Raw genomic sequence first — 16704 nt, forward strand, 5'->3', positions numbered from 1 at the left:
GCATCAGAGTATAACTGTTCCAGATCCAAAGAAGTGTCGCTTGATGCGGAGCGCCGGCGGACCTAAAGGTGGGCGAGCGTCGCGGCCGCGCCCTCGGCGGCCGCCGCCGACGCGCGGAGCGACGACGTGATCAGGACGAAGCCGTGATCGGGACGACAGCGTGATCGGGACAGCATTCGGAGCGGACGGCCGGCGCGCGGGCGCCGCCGCGATCGTCGCCGCCGCGCTCGTCGCCGCGGCCGGGCCGAGCGCCGCGGCGGACATCACCGACCAGCGCGGCCGCACCGTCGCGGTCGCCACGCCGGCGCAGCGCGTCGTCTTCCTGCCGATGCCGGCGCCGTCCACCTACATGGCGATCGACCGCTCGGCCGCGCATGTGGCCGGCATGAACCCCGCCTCGGCGAGCGCCATGCGGTCCGGCATCCTCGGCCGCATCTTCCCGGCCTTCGCGCGCATCCCGACCGGCATCACCCGCGGCGCCGGCGTGATCCCCAATGTCGAGGCCGTGATGGCGCTGCATCCCGACGCCGTGCTGCAGTGGGCGACCTCCGGCGACGAGCCGATCGCCATGCTGGACCGCGCCGGCCTCACCGTGCTGGGGCTGCGCTACGGCGGCCAGGACGAGGTCGCCGGCGCCATCCTGATGATGGGGCGGCTCGCCGGCCAGGAGGCGCGCGCCGCCGCCATCGTCGATCGTCAGCGTGAGCGCCGGGAGGCGCTCGCCGCCGCGCTCGCCGGTCTCGCCGAATCGGAGCGCCCGCGCGTCCTCCATCTGACGCGCGCGTCCGATTCGTTCGCCGTCGCCGGGCGCGACTCCTATTCGGAGTTCGTGATCAGGACGGCGGGCGGCCGCAACGCCGCCGCCGAGGTCGGCGGCAGCCGCACCGTGACGCTGGAGCAGGTGCTGGTGTGGAACCCGGACGTGATCCTGCTCGGCAATTTCGACACCGCGATGCCGGCCGATCTCTATGGCGATCCGCGCCTGCAGGACGTCGCCGCCGTCAAGACGCGGCGCGTCTACCGGGTGCCGCTCGGCGGCTATCGCTGGGACCCGCCGAGCCACGAATCGGCGCTCGCCTGGACCTGGCTCGCCGGCCTCCTGCATCCCGGCCGCGTCGGCATCGACCTGCGCGCCGACATGCGCGACTGGTACGCCTTCCTCTACGGCCACGCGCTCGCCGACGCCGAGATCGACGGCATCCTGTATGCCGGGCAGAACGGCGGCTCGGCCGGCTATGCCCGCCTCGTGACCGCCCGATGAGCGCGCTCGACACCGCCGGCGCCCGCCCGGGCCGCAGCGGCCGTCCCGCGGCCGCGACCCTCGCGGTCGCCGCGCTCGCGCTGCTGCCGGTCGCGACGGCGCTGCTGTGCCTGTCGGCCGGACGTTATCAGGTTTCGACCGCGCATGTGTTCGGCATCCTGCTGCACGATCTCGTCGGGCGTCTCGGGCTGGTGCCGGGCGACTGGATCCCGGCCGGCTGGAGCACCGTCGGCTGGACCCCGACCGAGCGGATCGTGATCACCACGGTGCGGCTGCCGCGGGTGCTGACGGCCGGCGTCGCCGGGGCGGGGCTGGCACTCTCCGGCGCCGTGCTGCAGGGCATGTTCCGCAACCCGCTGGTCGGCCCGCAGACCATCGGCGCGGCCTCCGGCGCCTCGCTCGGCGGCGTCGTCGCCATCCTGCTGTTCGGCTTCGGCCTGCCGGTCCATGTCGGCGCCTTCGCGGGGGCCGCGCTGGCGCTCGCCGCGGTGCTCGCCGTCCATCGCGGCGACGGCGTCTCGCCGGTGCTCACCCTGGTGCTCGCCGGCGTCGTGGTCGGCGCCTTCTGCGGCGCGCTGGTCGGCTTCGTCACCTTCATCGCCGATCCCGAGGTGAAGCTGCCCGGCATCGTGTTCTGGCTGCTCGGCAGCTTCGCAGCGGCGAGCTGGCCCAATCTCGCGCTGCTCGCCGCCTGCACGGCGTTCGGCGGCGGCCTGATGCTGGCGATGCGCTGGCGCGTCAACGTGCTGTCGCTCGGCGACGAGGAGGCGCGCTCGCTCGGCGTCGATCCGGGCCGCGACCGGGTGATCCTGCTCGCCGCCGCCTGCCTCGCGATCTCGGCCCAGGTGGCGGTCTCCGGCGCGATCGGCTGGGTCGGCCTCGTCATCCCCAATCTCGCCCGCATGGTGGTCGGCGCCGATCACCGCCGGCTGCTGCCGGTCTCGGCCGTGACGGGCGCTGCCTTCCTGATGGCGGCCGACACGCTCGCGCGCGATCTCACGGCGGCCGAGATCCCGGTCGGCATCGTCACGGCGATCGTCGGCACGCCGGTGTTCGCCTGGCTGCTGCGCCGCCACGCGAAGGGGCAGGGGGCATGATCCGGATCGAGCGCGCCGGCCACGGCTTCCGGCCGGAGCACTGGCTGTTCCGCGATCTCTCCTTCGCGGTCGGCGAAGGCGAGGTGACGGCGATCCTCGGGCCGAACGGCTGCGGCAAGACCACGCTCCTGCGCGCGATGGGGGCGACGCTGGCCTTGAAGGAAGGGCGGATCGAGACCGACGGCGCCGTCGGGGTGGTGCCGCAGGCGCTGCGCGCCGACGTCGCCTACCGGGTGATCGACATGGTGCTGCTCGGCCGCAGCCGGTATCTCGGCCGCTTCGGCGCGCCGGGGCGGGGCGATCTCGCCCGCGCCGAGGACTGCCTCGCCGCGGTCGGCCTCGCCGACCTCGCCGAGCGCCGCTACGACCGGCTGAGCGGCGGGCAGCGCCAGCTCGTGCTGTTCGCCCGCGCGCTCGCCGGCGACTGCCGGGTGCTGCTGCTCGACGAGCCCGCCTCGGCGCTCGATCTCGCCAACCAGGGCGTCGTGCTGCGGCTGATCCGCCGCCTCGCCCGCGACGGCATGACGATCGTGTTCACGACTCATCATCCGGACCACGCGCTCGCCGTCGCCGACACGGTGCTGATGATGGCCGGCGCGCCGGTGTTCGGCCCGGCGTCGGCGACGCTCGACGAGGCGAATCTCGCCCGGCTCTACGGCGTGCCGGTCCGCCGCGTCACGGTCGCGGCCGACGGCGAGACGATCGAGGCGACCGTGCCGGTGCATCGCCTCGGCGGGGACGGAGCGGCCTTGCCTGCTTTTCGGTGAATTCGACGCGCACTCCTCATCCGCGCTTCCGCGCCAGGGCATGCATGCATCGCGTGCCACGCACAGGAGCGTCATGCGCGGGCTCGACCCGCGCATCCATCACCTTCGTCAGAAGCGTTCTCTCGCAGAGAGATGGGTCGCCGGGTCGAGCCCGGCGACGACGGCGGAGCTCCGGCCGTCAGGATCGCGCGAGCGCGCGGGTCCAGGTCAGGAAACCGTCGAGGAAGCGCGTCGTCGCCGGCATGAAGCGGCTGCCGTGGTGATAGAACGGGTCGAGGGTCGAGACGATCAGCCGGCCCGGCGTGGTGACGCGGTCGTCGTAGAGGAGGGCGCCACCGGGATCGCGGCCGTCGCGGTCCTCCGGCACGGTGACGAGCGGCACCGCGCCGTCCGGCGGGAACAGCACGCCGTGGATGTGCCACACCGTCGACTCCGGCGCGACGTGGCGGAACATCTCGTGCTCCGGCGCGACGAACCGGTGCGGCGGCGTCTCGGCGGGATCGAGCCACCACCAGAAATTGGTCGGCCGCGGCGCGCTTCGCACGCCCGGCGCCCAGGTCTCCGCCTCGCATTCGCCGAGCACCACCAGGGTCCGGCCGCGGGCGAGAACGTCGGTCAGCAGCGGCCGGTGACGGCGCAGCAGGTCGGGGTTCAGCCGGTCCGGCACGATCAGCAGCGTCACGTCCGTGAGATCGCTCGCCGTGAGGGCGGGGGCGTAGATCACGCGGTCGAAGCGGTCGCGGAACCGGTCCCCGAAGATCGTCTCGTGATGATAGAAGGTGCCGCCGTCGAGCACCGCCACGGTCATGATCGGTCCTCCGTGAGCCAGGCGACGAGCTGCGGCAGCAGGCGCCGCGTGGTGTCGTCGCCGCCGAAGCTCCACAGATCGTTGCCGCCGTGGAACAGCACCGCGCCGCGGCCGAGCCGCCAGATGAAATCGAGCGGCCGCCGCGCCGGCCCGAGCGTGTGGATCACGGTGGCGCCCTCCGGCGGCGCGTGCCAGGCGTGCCCGTAGAAGCCGGCGACGCCGCGCCGGAAGGTGAGATCCTCGAGCGCGACCCCCTCCCAGATCGGATGCGCCACGGCGCGGGCGACCGTGAGATCGGCGATGCCGCCGCCGTCGAGCGGCCGCACCGGCGTCAGTCCGTCCAGAAACGGGTGGGCGACATGGCCGCTGATCGCGACGCGGCCGCCCGCCGCGACGTAGTCGTTCAGCAGGGCTGCGTTCGCCTGCAGGAAGCGCTGGTCCATGTGCATGCCGATCAGCAGCGCCGCCGCGTCGTCGCGCAGCGCGGCGTCGAGCGCGTAGAGATCGACGTCGCGGACCGTGCAGTCGAGCCCGGCGAGGCGCCCGGCCCAGGCGGCCGACGAGACCCGGTGGCCGCAGGAGAAGCGAAGGATGGTCTTCATCGCGTGGCGCCGGATCACAGCCGCTCGAACAGCGTGTCGGGCGCGGCCGCCAGCACGTCGCCGGCGATGCGCCGCTTCAGGGCCGAGAACTCGGACCGCTCCGCATCGTTCTTGCCGGCGCCGCGCGCGACCAGGTCGAAGAACCGGTCCGGCAGCACGCCGGCCCGCAGCGCCGCGCCGACCGTGCGGCCGTCCATCGACACGCGCCAGGAGTAGGAGACGTCGAGGCCGGGGCAGAGCCGCGCCTCGGGGAGCGTGCGGTCGACCGTGTAGGCGCCGCGCGTCACCGCCCGGGTGACGAACTCGAAGGCGTCGCGCACGCCGGGGCCGGGATGGCCGCTGAGCACCGACAGATCGGCGCGTCGCGGCGGACGCTGCGGCGAGAGCGCCGGCAGCATCACGCGCAGCGCCTGGAACGTCACCGCCAGCATGGCGAGCGCGGCCTGGCCGTGATACGCGGCGACCGCGTCGAAGCGGATCGCGACGAGATCTTCCTCTCCCTCCACGGTGAGCGTGGGGGGCGTCTCGATGGCTGAGGTCATGCTGATCTGTGTTCGTCGAAGGGCGGGGCGACTATGCAGAGGCGCCCCGGACGCATCAAGATGGCCCGACCGCGACGGCCGCGGGCGTTCGGCGTAACTCCATGGCCCGGCAGCCGTCTTGCCGGAGTCTGGAATAGCCGGAGAGTCCGACCGGCGCGGTCGGGACCACGGCGATCCTGGGCGCGTTCGGCGAGGCGATCCGGTTCCGCTCACCGTCTCGTCGCCGCGATCAGGCGGATCGGCCGATCGTCTTCTCCATGGTCCCGAACGGCGTGGCGACGACGGCGCGCGCGACGCGGGCGAAGCCGGCGTCGCGCATCGCGTCCGCGATGGCGCCGGCGTCGAACGACAGGTCGCGGCCGCGCAGCACCGGGACGAGCCGGCCGACGACGTGCTCCTCCGGCGCCGTCCGCGCGTCGGTCAGCCCCTCGTGGACGCTGACGAGAACGCCGCCCGGGCGCAGCGCGGCGCGGGCGCGGGCCAACACCGCGACGAGGTCGGCCGCGTAGTAGAGCGTCATCGAGGCGACGATCAGGTCGTAGCCGCCGCCGAGGTCGACGGTGTTGAAGTCGCCGGGAATCACGTCGACGCGGTCGCGCTGCGGTGTCGCCGCCACGGCGGCCGCGATCCGGGCGGCCGGCTGCGGCAGGTCGAGCACCGCGACGGACACGTCCGGCCGGCGCGCCGCGATCGTCGTCGCCAGGACCTCGGACCCGGCGCCGAGATCGAGCAGGCGGCGCACCGCCGGCCACTCCGGCAGGTCCTCCAGCATCGCGACGGTCGCGTCCGCGCCCATCGCCCGGTGGAACGACCGCAGGCTCGCGGCCGAGCGATCCCAGAACGCCGGATCGGCCATGTCGAGCGCCGGCCCCGGCGCGTCGCCGCGCAGCAGCGCGGCGACGTCGCCGTGGCGCAGCGCCGCGAGACTGGTCAGCAGCGGCCCGAGGGACCGGGGCCCGTCGCTGCGCAGATAGGGCGCCGCGGCAGCGGCGAGCCGGTAGCGATCCTGGTGCTTCTCCACCAGCCGCATGGCGCAGAGCGCGTCGAGCACGAGCCGGGTGGCGCGGGGCGCGAGCCCCAGCGCCTCGGCGACGGGCTCGGCCGGCGTCGCGTCGCCGCCGAGCCGGTCGAACAGGCCGAGCGCGAGCCCGGCGGACACGATCTGCCAGCGGATCGGCGCCTGGACGAGGTCGAACAGGGCGGCCGCCACGGCGCGGCCCTCCGGATCGTCCACGATGGTGTGCACGCTCGCCTCCCTCACCACGTCGCCTTGACCCGCAGGCCGATCTCGCGCGGATTGCCGTCCTCGACGACGATGCCGGCCGTGGTGGACACCGCGCGGCTGTAGACGCTCTCGCCGAGGATGTTGGCGGCGAACAGCGAGACCTCGACGCTGCCGACGCGGCGGCCGATCTCGGCATCGACGAGCGTGAAGGCCGACTGCTCGATGGTGTTCTGGCTGTCGAACCAGAACGGTCCGGATCCGCGCAGCCCGAGCTGGCCGAACCAGCCCTGGCCCTCGTCGTAGCGCAGCCCGGCCGACCAGGTGACGTCCGCCGCCATCGGCAGGCGATTGCCGGACAGATCCACGGTCACCAGAACGCCGTTGCGGAGCACGTTCGCCACGTAGTCGGTCGCCTCGGCGTGCTGCAGGCCGAGCGTCGCATAGGCGCGCCAGCGCTCGCTCAGACGGCCGTCGAGGCTCAGCTCGACGCCCTGGATCTCGGCCCGCGCGGCGTTGGCGATGGTCTGGGCGCCGCCCGGGACCAGATCGATGATCTGCTTGTCCTTCGTGGTGGTGTGGAACAGCGCCAGCCGGGCGGCGAGCCGGCCGTCGAGCAGCCTCGCCTTCACGCCGGCCTCGGCCGTCCAGGAGTATTCGGGGTCGTAGGCGAAGGTGGCGGCGCTGGTGGCCATGGCGTAGTTGAAGCCGCCCGGCAGGTAGCCGCGCGCATAGGAGCCGTACAGCATGGCCTCGGGCGTGACGTCGTAGGCGAGGGTGAAGCGCGGCAGCAGCGTCGTCTGCTCGAGGCGCGCGCCGTAGACCAGGCTCGTGGTCGTCGAGCCGAACTGCTGGTCGCCGTCCTGCCGGATCCATTCCACCCGGCTCCCGGCGCCGGCCCGCAGCCGGTCGGTCAGCGCCACCTCGACCTGGCCGAAGCCGGCGAAGCCGGTCTGGTCGATCTCGGTCAGGCGCCGCACCCGTGGCGTGCCGGCCCGATAGTCGATCTCGGCGAGGTCGCGGAAGCCGTGCAGCCCGGCGAGCCACCGCACCGTCGCGGTCTTGTCGGCGGAGGCGAGGCGGATCTCCTGCGACCAGGCGTCGTCGGTGTGCGACAGCAGGGTCGGCAGCGTCGCCAGCGGGCCGGTGTCGAGGTCCATCTGGAAGTCGCGGTCGTAATGCGTCCATCCCGTGACGCTGACCAGATCGACGCCGCCGAAGCGGTGGTCGATGCGCAGCGACTGCACGGCCGTTGTGGCGTCGTCCCAGGCGGGCGTGTCGTAGTTGGTGGTGAAGGCCGGCGTCGCCCAGCGGCCGGTGAGATAGCGCATCCGCTGCTTGCCCTGGTCGTTGCGCTCGACCACGCTCTTCAGCGTGATGTCGGTATCGGGGCCGGCGCGGACGACGACGCCGGAGGACACGGTCCAGCGCCGCACCTCGCCGCCCGTGTCGGCGCCGTCGTAGAGATTGCGGTAGACGCCGTCGGTGGTCTCGGCCCGCACCGCCACCGAGCCGGCGGCGATCTGGTCCCACACCGGCCCGGAGGCCCGCGCCGCCGCGACCAGGGCGGGGGACCAGTGGGTGCCGCCGTTGCGCACGCTGCCGTCGAGCCGGGTCCAGGCGGTCGGCACCCAGTCCGGATCCGTGGTCGTCACCTTGATGGCGCCGGCCTCGGTGTTGCGGCCGTAGAGGCTGCCCTGCGGACCCTTGGCGATCTCCATCTGCTCGAGGTCGAAGATCTGCGGCGCCTGCGAGGCGCCGTAGGGCAGGACCACGTCGTTGACGAGGTAGCCGACCGGGTCCTGCAGGGCCGTGTTGGCGCTGGTGATGCCGCGGATCACCACCCGCGACTGCACCGACGACTGCTCGACCTGGACGTTGGGCGAGACCTTCGGGATCGCCCCGAGCGTGCTCCACAGCGGATCGGCGAGCGTCTCGCGCGACAGCACCTCGACGCTGCCCGGCACCTTGGCGAGATCCTCGCGCCACTGGCGCGCCTCGACCTCGATCGCCTCCAGCGTGACCACGCCGGCGGTGGCCGACGCGGCCTCGTCGGCGGTCTGGGCGTGGGCCGCGCCGGCGAGGGCGAGCAGCGAGGGGGTGAGCAGGAGGGCGGATCTGATCGGGCGGTGGGACATCGGACGATCCTCGGAGCGATCCTCGGCGGAGACGTCCCGGGATAGCGGCGCCGGCCGGAGCCGGCGCCAAAACCGCGAACGGGAATCGTCAATCGGCGAACGTGCGGCGGCGGAAGGCCAGCCCGACCGCGATCAGCAGCACCGCGAGGCTCGCCCACCACGGCGCCGCCGGCGCCGCCTGATGCAGGGCCGCGCCGGCGAGCGGACCGATCGCCATGCCGATCCCCTGGGCGACCGCGTTGACGCCGGCGGCCTTGCCCTGCGCGGCCGGGCCGGCCCGCAGGCTCAGCGCGGCCAGGTTGCCGGGCAGCAGCAGCCCGAAGCCGGCGCCGAGCCCGACCATGCCGGCGATCAGGACCGGGACGGCGGGGGCGAGCGCCGCGACCAGCATGGCGAGCGCGGCGACGACGGCGCCGAGGCGGAGCAGGCGGGCGGGCGGCCAGCCGAGCCGGCGCACGATCAGGCCCTGCACGACGATCATCGCCGCCATCGTGATCATCATGGCGGCACCGCTGGTGCGGATCGACTCCGCCGGCGACATCCCGAACGCGTCCTGCAGGCGCAGCGCCGTCACCTGCTGCAGCAGGCTGTACACCGAGAGGCCGCAGGTCGTGATCAGCAGGAACGGCGCGATCGCCCGCCACCGAAGGGCCGCCGTTCCGCGACCGACCGCCGCTCCGGCGGGGCGGATGTCCCGCAGTCCGCGGCCGACCAGCAGGGCCGCGGCGGCGACCAGGCCGGCGAGCAGCCACAGCGCCATGGCCGGACGGGCGCCGCCCGCCCCGAAGGCGAGCGCCGCCCCGGCGATGGTGCCGACCCCGAAGGCGGCGCCCATCAGCCCCATGCCGCCGGCGCGCCGTTCCGCCGTCGTCGCGTCGGCCAGGAAGGCCTGGGCGGCCGGCATCACGCCGCCGGCCACGGCGGACAGCGCGAGCCGTGCCGCGAGCAGCAGGGCGAACGCCGTCACCGCGTCGAGCATCCCGTCGAGCCGCGCCTCGACGACCGCCGCGAGGGCCGCGGGAAAGGCGGCGGCCGCCGACAGCCCGAGCAGCAGCACCCGCCGCCGTCCCAGACGCTCGCTGGCCTGGCCCCACACCGGCCCGGCGACGGTGAGCACCACGGCCGCGAGGCTGAGCAGGAGCCCGGTGCGGATGTCGCCGAACCCCATCTCGCGGCCGAGCACCGGCAGCACGATCAGCACGAAGGCGTGCCCCATCGCGTTGGCGACGAGGCCGGCGAGCAGAAGGCGAACGGCCGTGGGCGCGGCGGCCACGGGGTCGTGCGGGGGCGCAGGGGAGACGATCGAAGGGGGCATCGGACGGTCCGGATCCGGGCAGGGCGAGGGATCGGGAAGGCTAGGGCGGTGGCCGCGGCGCGCCGTCATCCCGCGAACGCATGCGAGCAGCGGACGAACGCTCAGCCGGGCCGGCGGCGGAACGCCACCGGGCTGACGCCGTGGCGCTGGCGGAACGCCGCGGCGAAGTGGCTCGGGCTGCTGAAGCCGCAGGCATAGGCGATCTCGGTGACGCTGCGGTCGTCCGCCCGGAGCAGCCGGCTCGCCTGGTCGAGGCGACGCTCGCGCAGCCAGTCGAACACCGTGGTGCCGTAGGCCTTGCGGAAGCAGCGGTTGAGCCGCGGATGGCTCATGCCCGCCTCGACGGCGAGCCGGTCGAGCGACGGCGGGTGGCAGAGGTCGGCCATCAGCAGATCGACGACGCGGGCGAGGCCGCGCCGCTCCTCCGGCGCCAGCCGGGACGGCGCGGTCGCGCCCGCCGGCGCGGCGAGCCACTCGGCCAGCAGCGCGAGGGACGCGCTCTCCGCCATCAGCCGGTCGAGCCCCGAGCGCAGCGGATTGGCGAGCACCGCGTGCAGCGCCGGATCGCCGGCGATGCGGCCGAGCCGGACCGCCCCGGTCCCGGCACGGGCCGTCCCCGCGCGGACGTCGTGCGGCGTGTCGTCGAGCGTGTCGCCGAGGCGGGCCGCGTCGAACTTGATCGCCACCATGGCGGCGCGCGGCTGCCCGGGCGTCCAGCGCTCCACCTCGGCGGTGCGGGCACGAAACAGCCAGACGTCGCCCGGCTGGACGTCGTGCGTGGGCGCGGCGCCGAAGCCGAAGCGCGTCGTGCCGGCGAGCCCGAAGGTCAGGATGGCGACGTCCGCGTCGTGCTCGATCCGCGACCGGTAGCCGGCGCGGCTGTGCATCTCGCTCGCCGTCGCCACGATGCCGTGGCCGATGCGTCCGGTCCGGAATCCGATCCGCCCCGTCGCCAGCGCCAGCGTGTTGTCGCGCCAGCCGCCCTGCTGGGGCAGGCACCGGTCCAGCACCGCACGATCGACCCGCACCGCGTCGTCCGCCGGCGCGGATGCGATCGGACGATGCGGATGTGGCGCGGGCCGCGGCACCATCTGGCTCCGGATCTCTCGGGCACGTCCGGCGGTCGCCGGCGCGCGAGGAGGCTAGCAGGCGAGGCGGGCGACCGACACCGGCCGAGCGCCTCCATAGACGTATTCCATCGCGCGGCCACGCATCGCGCCGGGACGTCGCCGGTGCTCGCTGCCGAAGAGGAGAGCGGCGTCCGCGCCGGCAGGACGATGCCGCTCGGGGCGCGCGGGCTGCGGCTCGATCCATCGGAGCAGGAGCGCGGCGGGTTTGCCGTGACGGGATTGGAGGCCGAGAGACAGAGGGGCTCTGGGCCCGCCCGTCATGGGGAGCTGCGGCGTCGTCGAAGCTACGGGTCGGCCGTCATGGTCCCGATCGGAACCGACGGGCCGCGACCGCGCGATCGGCGTTCGGCCGAAAAATTAGAACGCGTCGAAGCGCGAGAGGCAGGATCCTGATTCGGCTCGTATACGAAGATGGTTTCGAACAGATACAAGCTCGTCTTCGGCCTCGATCAAGACCACCGGTGTTGCACTCCGGGCTTCCCGACAATTAAATGCGCGCCGGCGATGCTGGGCAAAGACGTGACGCAATATCTGTCCCTGGACAGCGAAGACCTGCTGAACCGCGCGATCGCGCAGCACTACGCGGAGATTCGGGCCGCGGTGCAGCGGCGCGGCCATTCGCACGGCACCGCCTCCGACATCGTCCACGATCTCTACCTGAAGCTCGCCGAGCAGCCAGAGGTGCTGCGCGGCAAGCGCTCGCTGTGCGCCTTCCTGTGCCGCGCCGCCGTCAATCTCGGGATCGATCGGCTGCGGCGCGCCCGCTTCGAGGAGCGGCTGTTCTCCGGGACCGAGGCCGAGGCGCTGGCGGCGCCCTCCGAGGCTTTCGCGCCCGATCACGCGCTCGACGTCGAGGCGCGGCTCGCGGTCCTGCGCGAGGCCATCGCCGAGCTCCCGGCGCGGCGCCGCGCCGTCTTCATCCTGCATCGCCTGCACCGGCTGGAGCCCGACGCGATCGCGAGAAAGCTGAACATCTCCCGCAACATGGTCGACCGCCACCTGCGCCGCGCGCTGGCGCATTGCCTCGATCGCCTGCTCCGGACAGAGTGAGAGTCCCGAACCGGCAGCTTCGATCGTCTCCAAGGTAGGACGACGAGCGACAGGAATGGCGATGACGGCGAAGCAATCCGCCCGCGCGCGGCGACGGCGCCACGACGAGGCGGCCGGCTGGGTGCTGAAGAACCGCGACGAGGCGCAGACGGCGGAGGATCGGCGGCGCTTCGAGACGTGGCTGGCGCGCGATCCGCAGAACCGCGTCGCCTACGAGACGGCCGAGCGGCTGATGGGCGAGGCGCGGCAGGCGATCCTCGGCGACTCCACCCTGCGGGACTTCTCGGTGGCGCCGCGGCGGCCGGTCGGCCGGACCGTGTCGGCGCTGCTGCTCGCCGCGGCGGTCGGAGGCGGCGCCTTCGTGCTGCTCGACGGGCCGATGCGGCTGCGGGCCGACGTCCTGTCGGGCAGCGGCGAGATGCCCGAGACGACGCTCGCGGACGGCTCGACCGTCCAGCTCAACGCCTCCTCGGCGGTCGCCTTTCGGTTCACGGGCGACACCCGGACCGTGGTGCTGCTGCGCGGCCAGGCGTTCTTCCGGGTCGTGGCGGATCCGGCACGTCCCTTCGTGGTCGAGGCGCAGGGCGGCCGCACCACGGCGCTCGGCACCGCCTTCGACGTGAGGCTGGGCGAGGAGACGACCGATGTCACGGTGGTCGAGCACGCGGTCTCGATCACCCCGGGCGAGGGCGCGCCCGCCGGTACCGCGCCCGCCGGCGCCGCGGCCGTGCGGCTCGGCGAGGGCCAGCAGGCCGTCTACGGCCCCGACGGCGCGGTGCGCGACGTGCGGGCGGCCGACCCCGAGGCGGTGCTGGCCTGGCGACGCGGCCAGCTCGTCGTCGACAATGCGGTGCTTTCCGAGGTGGTCGCCGAGATCGGCCGCCACTTCCCGGGCCGCATCGTGATCGCCGGCGCGGGCCTCGCGTCGCGGCGGGTCAGCGGCACCTTCACGGTCACCGACACCGACGCCGCGCTCGCGCTGCTGCGCGACTCCCTCGGCCTGATCGTCACCCGGATCGGCCTGCTCGTCGTCCTGCGCGGCTGACCGGCCCGCACGGCTGGTCGACCGCGCCGATCGGGACACGCGGCGACGCATCGTCGTGATTTTTCGCCGGCCGAGTCCCAAACCGGAAATTCCGTTCGTCACCTCATCGAGCGGCCGAACGTGCCGCGGCAGAGCGGCACCGCAGCCGCCGAACGGGTGAGGGGTGGCATGATGACGAACGGCGAGGCGAGGAGCACGGGACCGCGAGCGATCCGCGTTCGTCTTCTGCTGATGGCGACCACCATGCTCGCCGCGCAACCGGTGCTGCAGGCGGCGGCCCAGACCGCTCCGGCGACGCAGTCCGCGACGCGCACCGTCTCCGTGCCGGCCGGCGCGCTGACGCCGGCCCTGAACCGCCTCGCCACCCAGACCGGCCTGCAGATCCTGTTCGACGCCGGGCTCGCCCGCGGCAAGACGACGGCCGGCGCGCGCGGCACCATGACGTCCGGCGCGGCGCTGTCGGCCGTGCTGGCCGGCACCGGCCTTTCGGCGCGGTTCACCGGTCCGAACGCCGTCACGATCGGCGGGCCGTCCGTGGCGGTCGGATCGATGCCGGAGGACGCCATCGAGCTCGATACCGTCACGGTCTCGGGCGGACGCGTCGCACCGGCGGAGGCGCCGTATCAGACCGCGGCGCCGGTCGCCTACATCTCGCAGGAGACCATCGACCGCTTCCGCGGCTCCAGCCCGGCCGACATCTTCCGCGGCACGCCCGGCGTGATGTCGGGCGAGGCGAGGAACGGCGCCGGCTCGATCGACGTGAACGTCCGCGGCATGCAGGGCATGGGCCGCGTCGCCGTGACGATCGACGGCGCCGAGAACGGCCTGACCGTCTATCAGGGGTACCAGGGCATCTCCAACCGCACCTTCGTGGATCCCGATCTGCTCGCCGGCGTCGAGATCACCAAGGGCTCCGACGCCGGCTCGCGCGGCATCGCCGGCACCGTGGCGATGCGGACGCTGAGCGCCGCCGACGTCGTCAAGCCGGGCGACACCTGGGGCGTGTGGGTGAAGAGCGGCTTCGGCACCAACACCACGACGCCGACGCCCGGCGATCTCGGCGGCTATTCGTGGCCGCAGCCCTATGTCAGCGATCCGCAGCCCTATCCGGTGCCGACCGCCTCGGCCTCCGGCCTCGACCGGCCGGGAGCGCTGGTTCCGACCAGCGGCTCCTTCAGCACCGTCGCGGCGATCAAGCAGGCCGACTACGACGTGCTGTGGGGTTACGCGGTGCGCAAGCAGGGCAACTATTTCGCCGGCAAGAACGGACCCGGCGCGCAGGTGATCGACACCGGGCCGCAGCCGCTCTGCTATTCGAGCGGCTTCTGCTACCCGATCGGCAGCCCCATCTCCTACGCCCATGTGTACAAGAACGGCGGCCTGTCGAGCTACCGGGCCGGCGAGGAGGTGCTGAACACCCAGCTCGAGACGCAGTCCCTGATCGCCAAGGCGACGGCGCGATTCGACGGTGGCCACAGCGTGCAGGTCGGCTACAACGGCTTCCGCAGCGAGGCCGGCGACCTTCTCGCCTCGCTGTTCGCCACCGATCGCAGCCAGGTCGTGCAGCAGGTGCAGACCTCCGGCACGACGGTCGACACCGGCACGGTGCGCTACCGCTGGACCCCGTACGAGAACGGCCTCGTCGATCTCCGGGCCAATCTGTGGACGACCAAGCTGCAGCTGCGGAACTCGCCGCGGGCGACGATCAACACGAAGCCGGAGGACCTCGGGCTTCCCTACGGGTACCGCACCGGCAACGACACCCGCATGTGGGGCGGCGACGTCACCAACAGATCGCACCTGGACCTCGACCGGTTCGGCTCCCTCGACGTCACCGCCGGCACCACCTATCTGCGCGAGTCGACCAGCCCGACGGTCGCCAGCGACCAGCTCAACAACATTCCGTCGCGCAACGGCAACCGCACCGAGGTCGCCGGCTTCGGCAAGCTCGCCTACAAGCCGCTCGACTGGCTGACCCTCAACGGCGGCCTGCGCTACACGCACTTCTGGTCGAACGATCTCGGCAACCCGACCAGCTCGTATCAGAAGAACCCGGAGCCGTCGCGCGACGCCGGCGGCTACAGCCCGTCGGTCGGCGTCACGGTGGAGCCGTGGAAGGGCACGCAGCTCTACGTGAACTACTCCAACGCGTTGCGAATGCCGAGCCTGATCGAGACCGTGTCGGCCTACACGCTGCTGGTGAACGCCAACATCGAGCCAGAGCGCGCCAGCAACTGGGAGGCGGGAGTCAACGTCCTCCGACAGGACGTGCTCGCGGCCGGCGACAAGGCGATGGCCAAGCTCGGCTGGTTCGACTGGGACATCAAGAACTACGTCGCGCGCCAGTACGGCACCTACACCAATTCCTGGGGCGGCACCTCGACGGCGCTGCAGATCTTCAACATCGACCGCGCGAAGTTCTCCGGCCTGGAGCTCCAGGGCCGCTACGAGTATCGCGGCTTCACGGCCGAGCTGGCGGCGAACTACTATCTCGACGTGGAGTTCTGCCCCACCGCGAACACCTGCGGCAACAGCACGCTGTCGGCCGATTACGCCACCAACCAGGTTCCGCCGGAATACTCGGCGAGCCTGACGGTCTCGCAGAAGTTCCTGGACGACACCCTGACGGTCGGCGGCCGGGCCTCCTACACGGGGCCGCGCGCGGCCGGGCACGGCACGCCGGTGTCGGGCCTCTCGACCCTCATCGCGCTGATCGACTGGGATCCGTACTGGCTGGTCGACGTCTTCGCCGAGTACAAGCTGACGCCCGAGATCACCGCCTGGGCCAGCGCCGAGAACGTCCTCGATCGTTATTACGTCGATCCGCTGAGCCTGGTGCAGCAGCCCGGCCCCGGCCGCACGGTGCGGGTCGGCCTGACCGGCAAGTTCGGCGGCACCGAGGCCCCGACGTCGGCGGCGTTCCTGCAGCCGTTCCGGATCGCCGAGGCGCCCGGGTCCTGGAGCGGCCTCCATGTCGGCGTGCACGGCGGCTACGCCTTCGCCAGCCTGGGCGGGAGCATGACGACGCTGGCCGGCACGACGACCGGCCACACGGCCGCCGAGACGCCGGATTCGAGCCCGAAGGGGGCGCTGTTCGGCATCCAGGCCGGCTGGGATCATCAGTTCGCCAACCGCATCGTCGCCGGCCTCGAGGTCGATCTCGCCAAGCCGGAGATCGGCGCCTCGGAGGTCGATTACGCCCGCGAAGGCGCGACCGGACCCTACTCGCAGAATCTCTACCGGACGCGACAGTTCGAGGCGGTGCGGGTGAGCGAGATCGACTGGCTGTCCACGGTCCGGGCCCGGCTGGGATACGCCGTCAACGACCGGCTGATGGCCTACGCCACCGGCGGCGCGGCGTTCATGCGGCACACCGAGGAGCGCACCCAGTACGCCGTGACCTCCACTTCGGCGACCCAGACCGCGGCCGCGTTCACCGAGTCGGCCGCGGCGACCCGCGTCGGCTGGGTGCTCGGCGCCGGCCTGGACTACAAGGTCGGCGGCCACTGGTCGGTGAATGCCGAGGTTCTGCTCGCGCATTTCGGCGAGACCGAGATGACGTTCCCGAACGCCCGCGCCGGCGTGATGACGACGAACAACTGGGGCTATCCGGTGACCTATTCGCAGACGGACGGCCGGCGTCTCCTCAGCGAGGTGGACATCGCCACCGCCAAGCTCGGCGTCAACTACCGGTTCTGACCGCATGACGGCCGGGCGCCGGCTGCGG

13 protein-coding genes are annotated in these 16704 nt (G+C 73.0%); 6 read left to right on the plus strand and 7 right to left on the minus strand.

Annotation, left to right across the window (positions count from 1 at the left end):
- Positions 1-160: 160 nt before the first annotated feature.
- Genes J2S22_RS02515 through J2S22_RS02525 form a run of 3 tightly spaced genes read left to right on the plus strand, consistent with a single transcriptional unit; the run spans position 161 to position 3125 of the window.
- Entirely contained in the window at positions 161-1261 is a 1101-nt protein-coding gene (locus tag J2S22_RS02515; RefSeq protein WP_272780477.1) for an ABC transporter substrate-binding protein, read from the plus strand.
- Entirely contained in the window at positions 1258-2358 is a 1101-nt protein-coding gene (locus J2S22_RS02520) for a FecCD family ABC transporter permease (RefSeq protein ID WP_272780478.1), read from the plus strand. The genes J2S22_RS02515 and J2S22_RS02520 overlap by 4 nt, the downstream gene beginning before the upstream one ends.
- A complete protein-coding gene (locus J2S22_RS02525) occupies positions 2355-3125 on the plus strand; it encodes an ABC transporter ATP-binding protein (RefSeq protein ID WP_272780479.1) in 771 nt (256 codons plus the stop codon). The genes J2S22_RS02520 and J2S22_RS02525 overlap by 4 nt, the downstream gene beginning before the upstream one ends.
- Positions 3126-3303: 178 nt before the next feature.
- Here J2S22_RS02525 and J2S22_RS02530 read toward each other — a convergent pair whose 3' ends face one another.
- From J2S22_RS02530 to J2S22_RS02560, 7 genes are all read right to left on the minus strand, one after another.
- Positions 3304-3933 (minus strand): hypothetical protein, encoded by a 630-nt coding sequence (locus J2S22_RS02530; protein ID WP_272780480.1) that lies wholly within the window; start codon positions 3931-3933, stop codon positions 3304-3306.
- Entirely contained in the window at positions 3930-4535 is a 606-nt protein-coding gene (locus tag J2S22_RS02535) for a hypothetical protein (protein WP_272780481.1), read from the minus strand. Before J2S22_RS02535 ends, J2S22_RS02530 begins: the two co-directional genes overlap by 4 nt.
- Positions 4536-4549: 14 nt before the next feature.
- Positions 4550-5077 carry a hypothetical protein gene (locus tag J2S22_RS02540; RefSeq protein ID WP_272780482.1) on the minus strand — a complete coding sequence of 176 codons (528 nt, stop codon included), beginning with the start codon at positions 5075-5077 and terminating at the stop codon, positions 4550-4552.
- Positions 5078-5306: 229 nt separating this feature from the next.
- Positions 5307-6323: a methyltransferase gene (locus J2S22_RS02545; RefSeq protein WP_272840562.1), complete on the minus strand. Its 1017-nt coding sequence runs from the start codon at positions 6321-6323 to the stop codon at positions 5307-5309.
- A gap of 11 nt (positions 6324-6334) precedes the next feature.
- Positions 6335-8437, minus strand: coding sequence for a TonB-dependent receptor (locus tag J2S22_RS02550; RefSeq protein WP_272780250.1), 2103 nt, complete (start codon positions 8435-8437; stop codon positions 6335-6337).
- Positions 8438-8525: 88 nt separating this feature from the next.
- Complete coding sequence (locus J2S22_RS02555; RefSeq protein WP_272780251.1) at positions 8526-9752, minus strand: MFS transporter; 1227 nt, start codon at positions 9750-9752, stop codon at positions 8526-8528.
- Positions 9753-9853: 101 nt separating this feature from the next.
- Complete coding sequence (locus J2S22_RS02560; RefSeq protein ID WP_272780252.1) at positions 9854-10780, minus strand: helix-turn-helix transcriptional regulator; 927 nt, start codon at positions 10778-10780, stop codon at positions 9854-9856.
- A 606-nt stretch (positions 10781-11386) separates the two neighbouring features.
- On the opposite strand from J2S22_RS02560, the gene J2S22_RS02565 reads away from it, so the two are divergent.
- From J2S22_RS02565 to J2S22_RS02575, 3 genes are all read left to right on the plus strand, one after another.
- Positions 11387-11932, plus strand: a complete 546-nt coding sequence (locus tag J2S22_RS02565) for an RNA polymerase sigma factor (protein WP_272780253.1) — start codon at positions 11387-11389, stop codon at positions 11930-11932.
- 61 nt (positions 11933-11993) lie between these two features.
- Entirely contained in the window at positions 11994-12977 is a 984-nt protein-coding gene (locus J2S22_RS02570; RefSeq protein ID WP_272780254.1) for a FecR family protein, read from the plus strand.
- 231 nt (positions 12978-13208) lie between these two features.
- Complete coding sequence (locus tag J2S22_RS02575; RefSeq protein WP_272780255.1) at positions 13209-16676, plus strand: TonB-dependent receptor domain-containing protein; 3468 nt, start codon at positions 13209-13211, stop codon at positions 16674-16676.
- Positions 16677-16704 lie beyond the last annotated feature (28 nt).

The sequence above is a fragment of the Rhodoplanes tepidamans genome, assembly GCF_030813915.1.
Classification (GTDB): Bacteria; Pseudomonadota; Alphaproteobacteria; order Rhizobiales; family Xanthobacteraceae; genus Rhodoplanes; species Rhodoplanes tepidamans.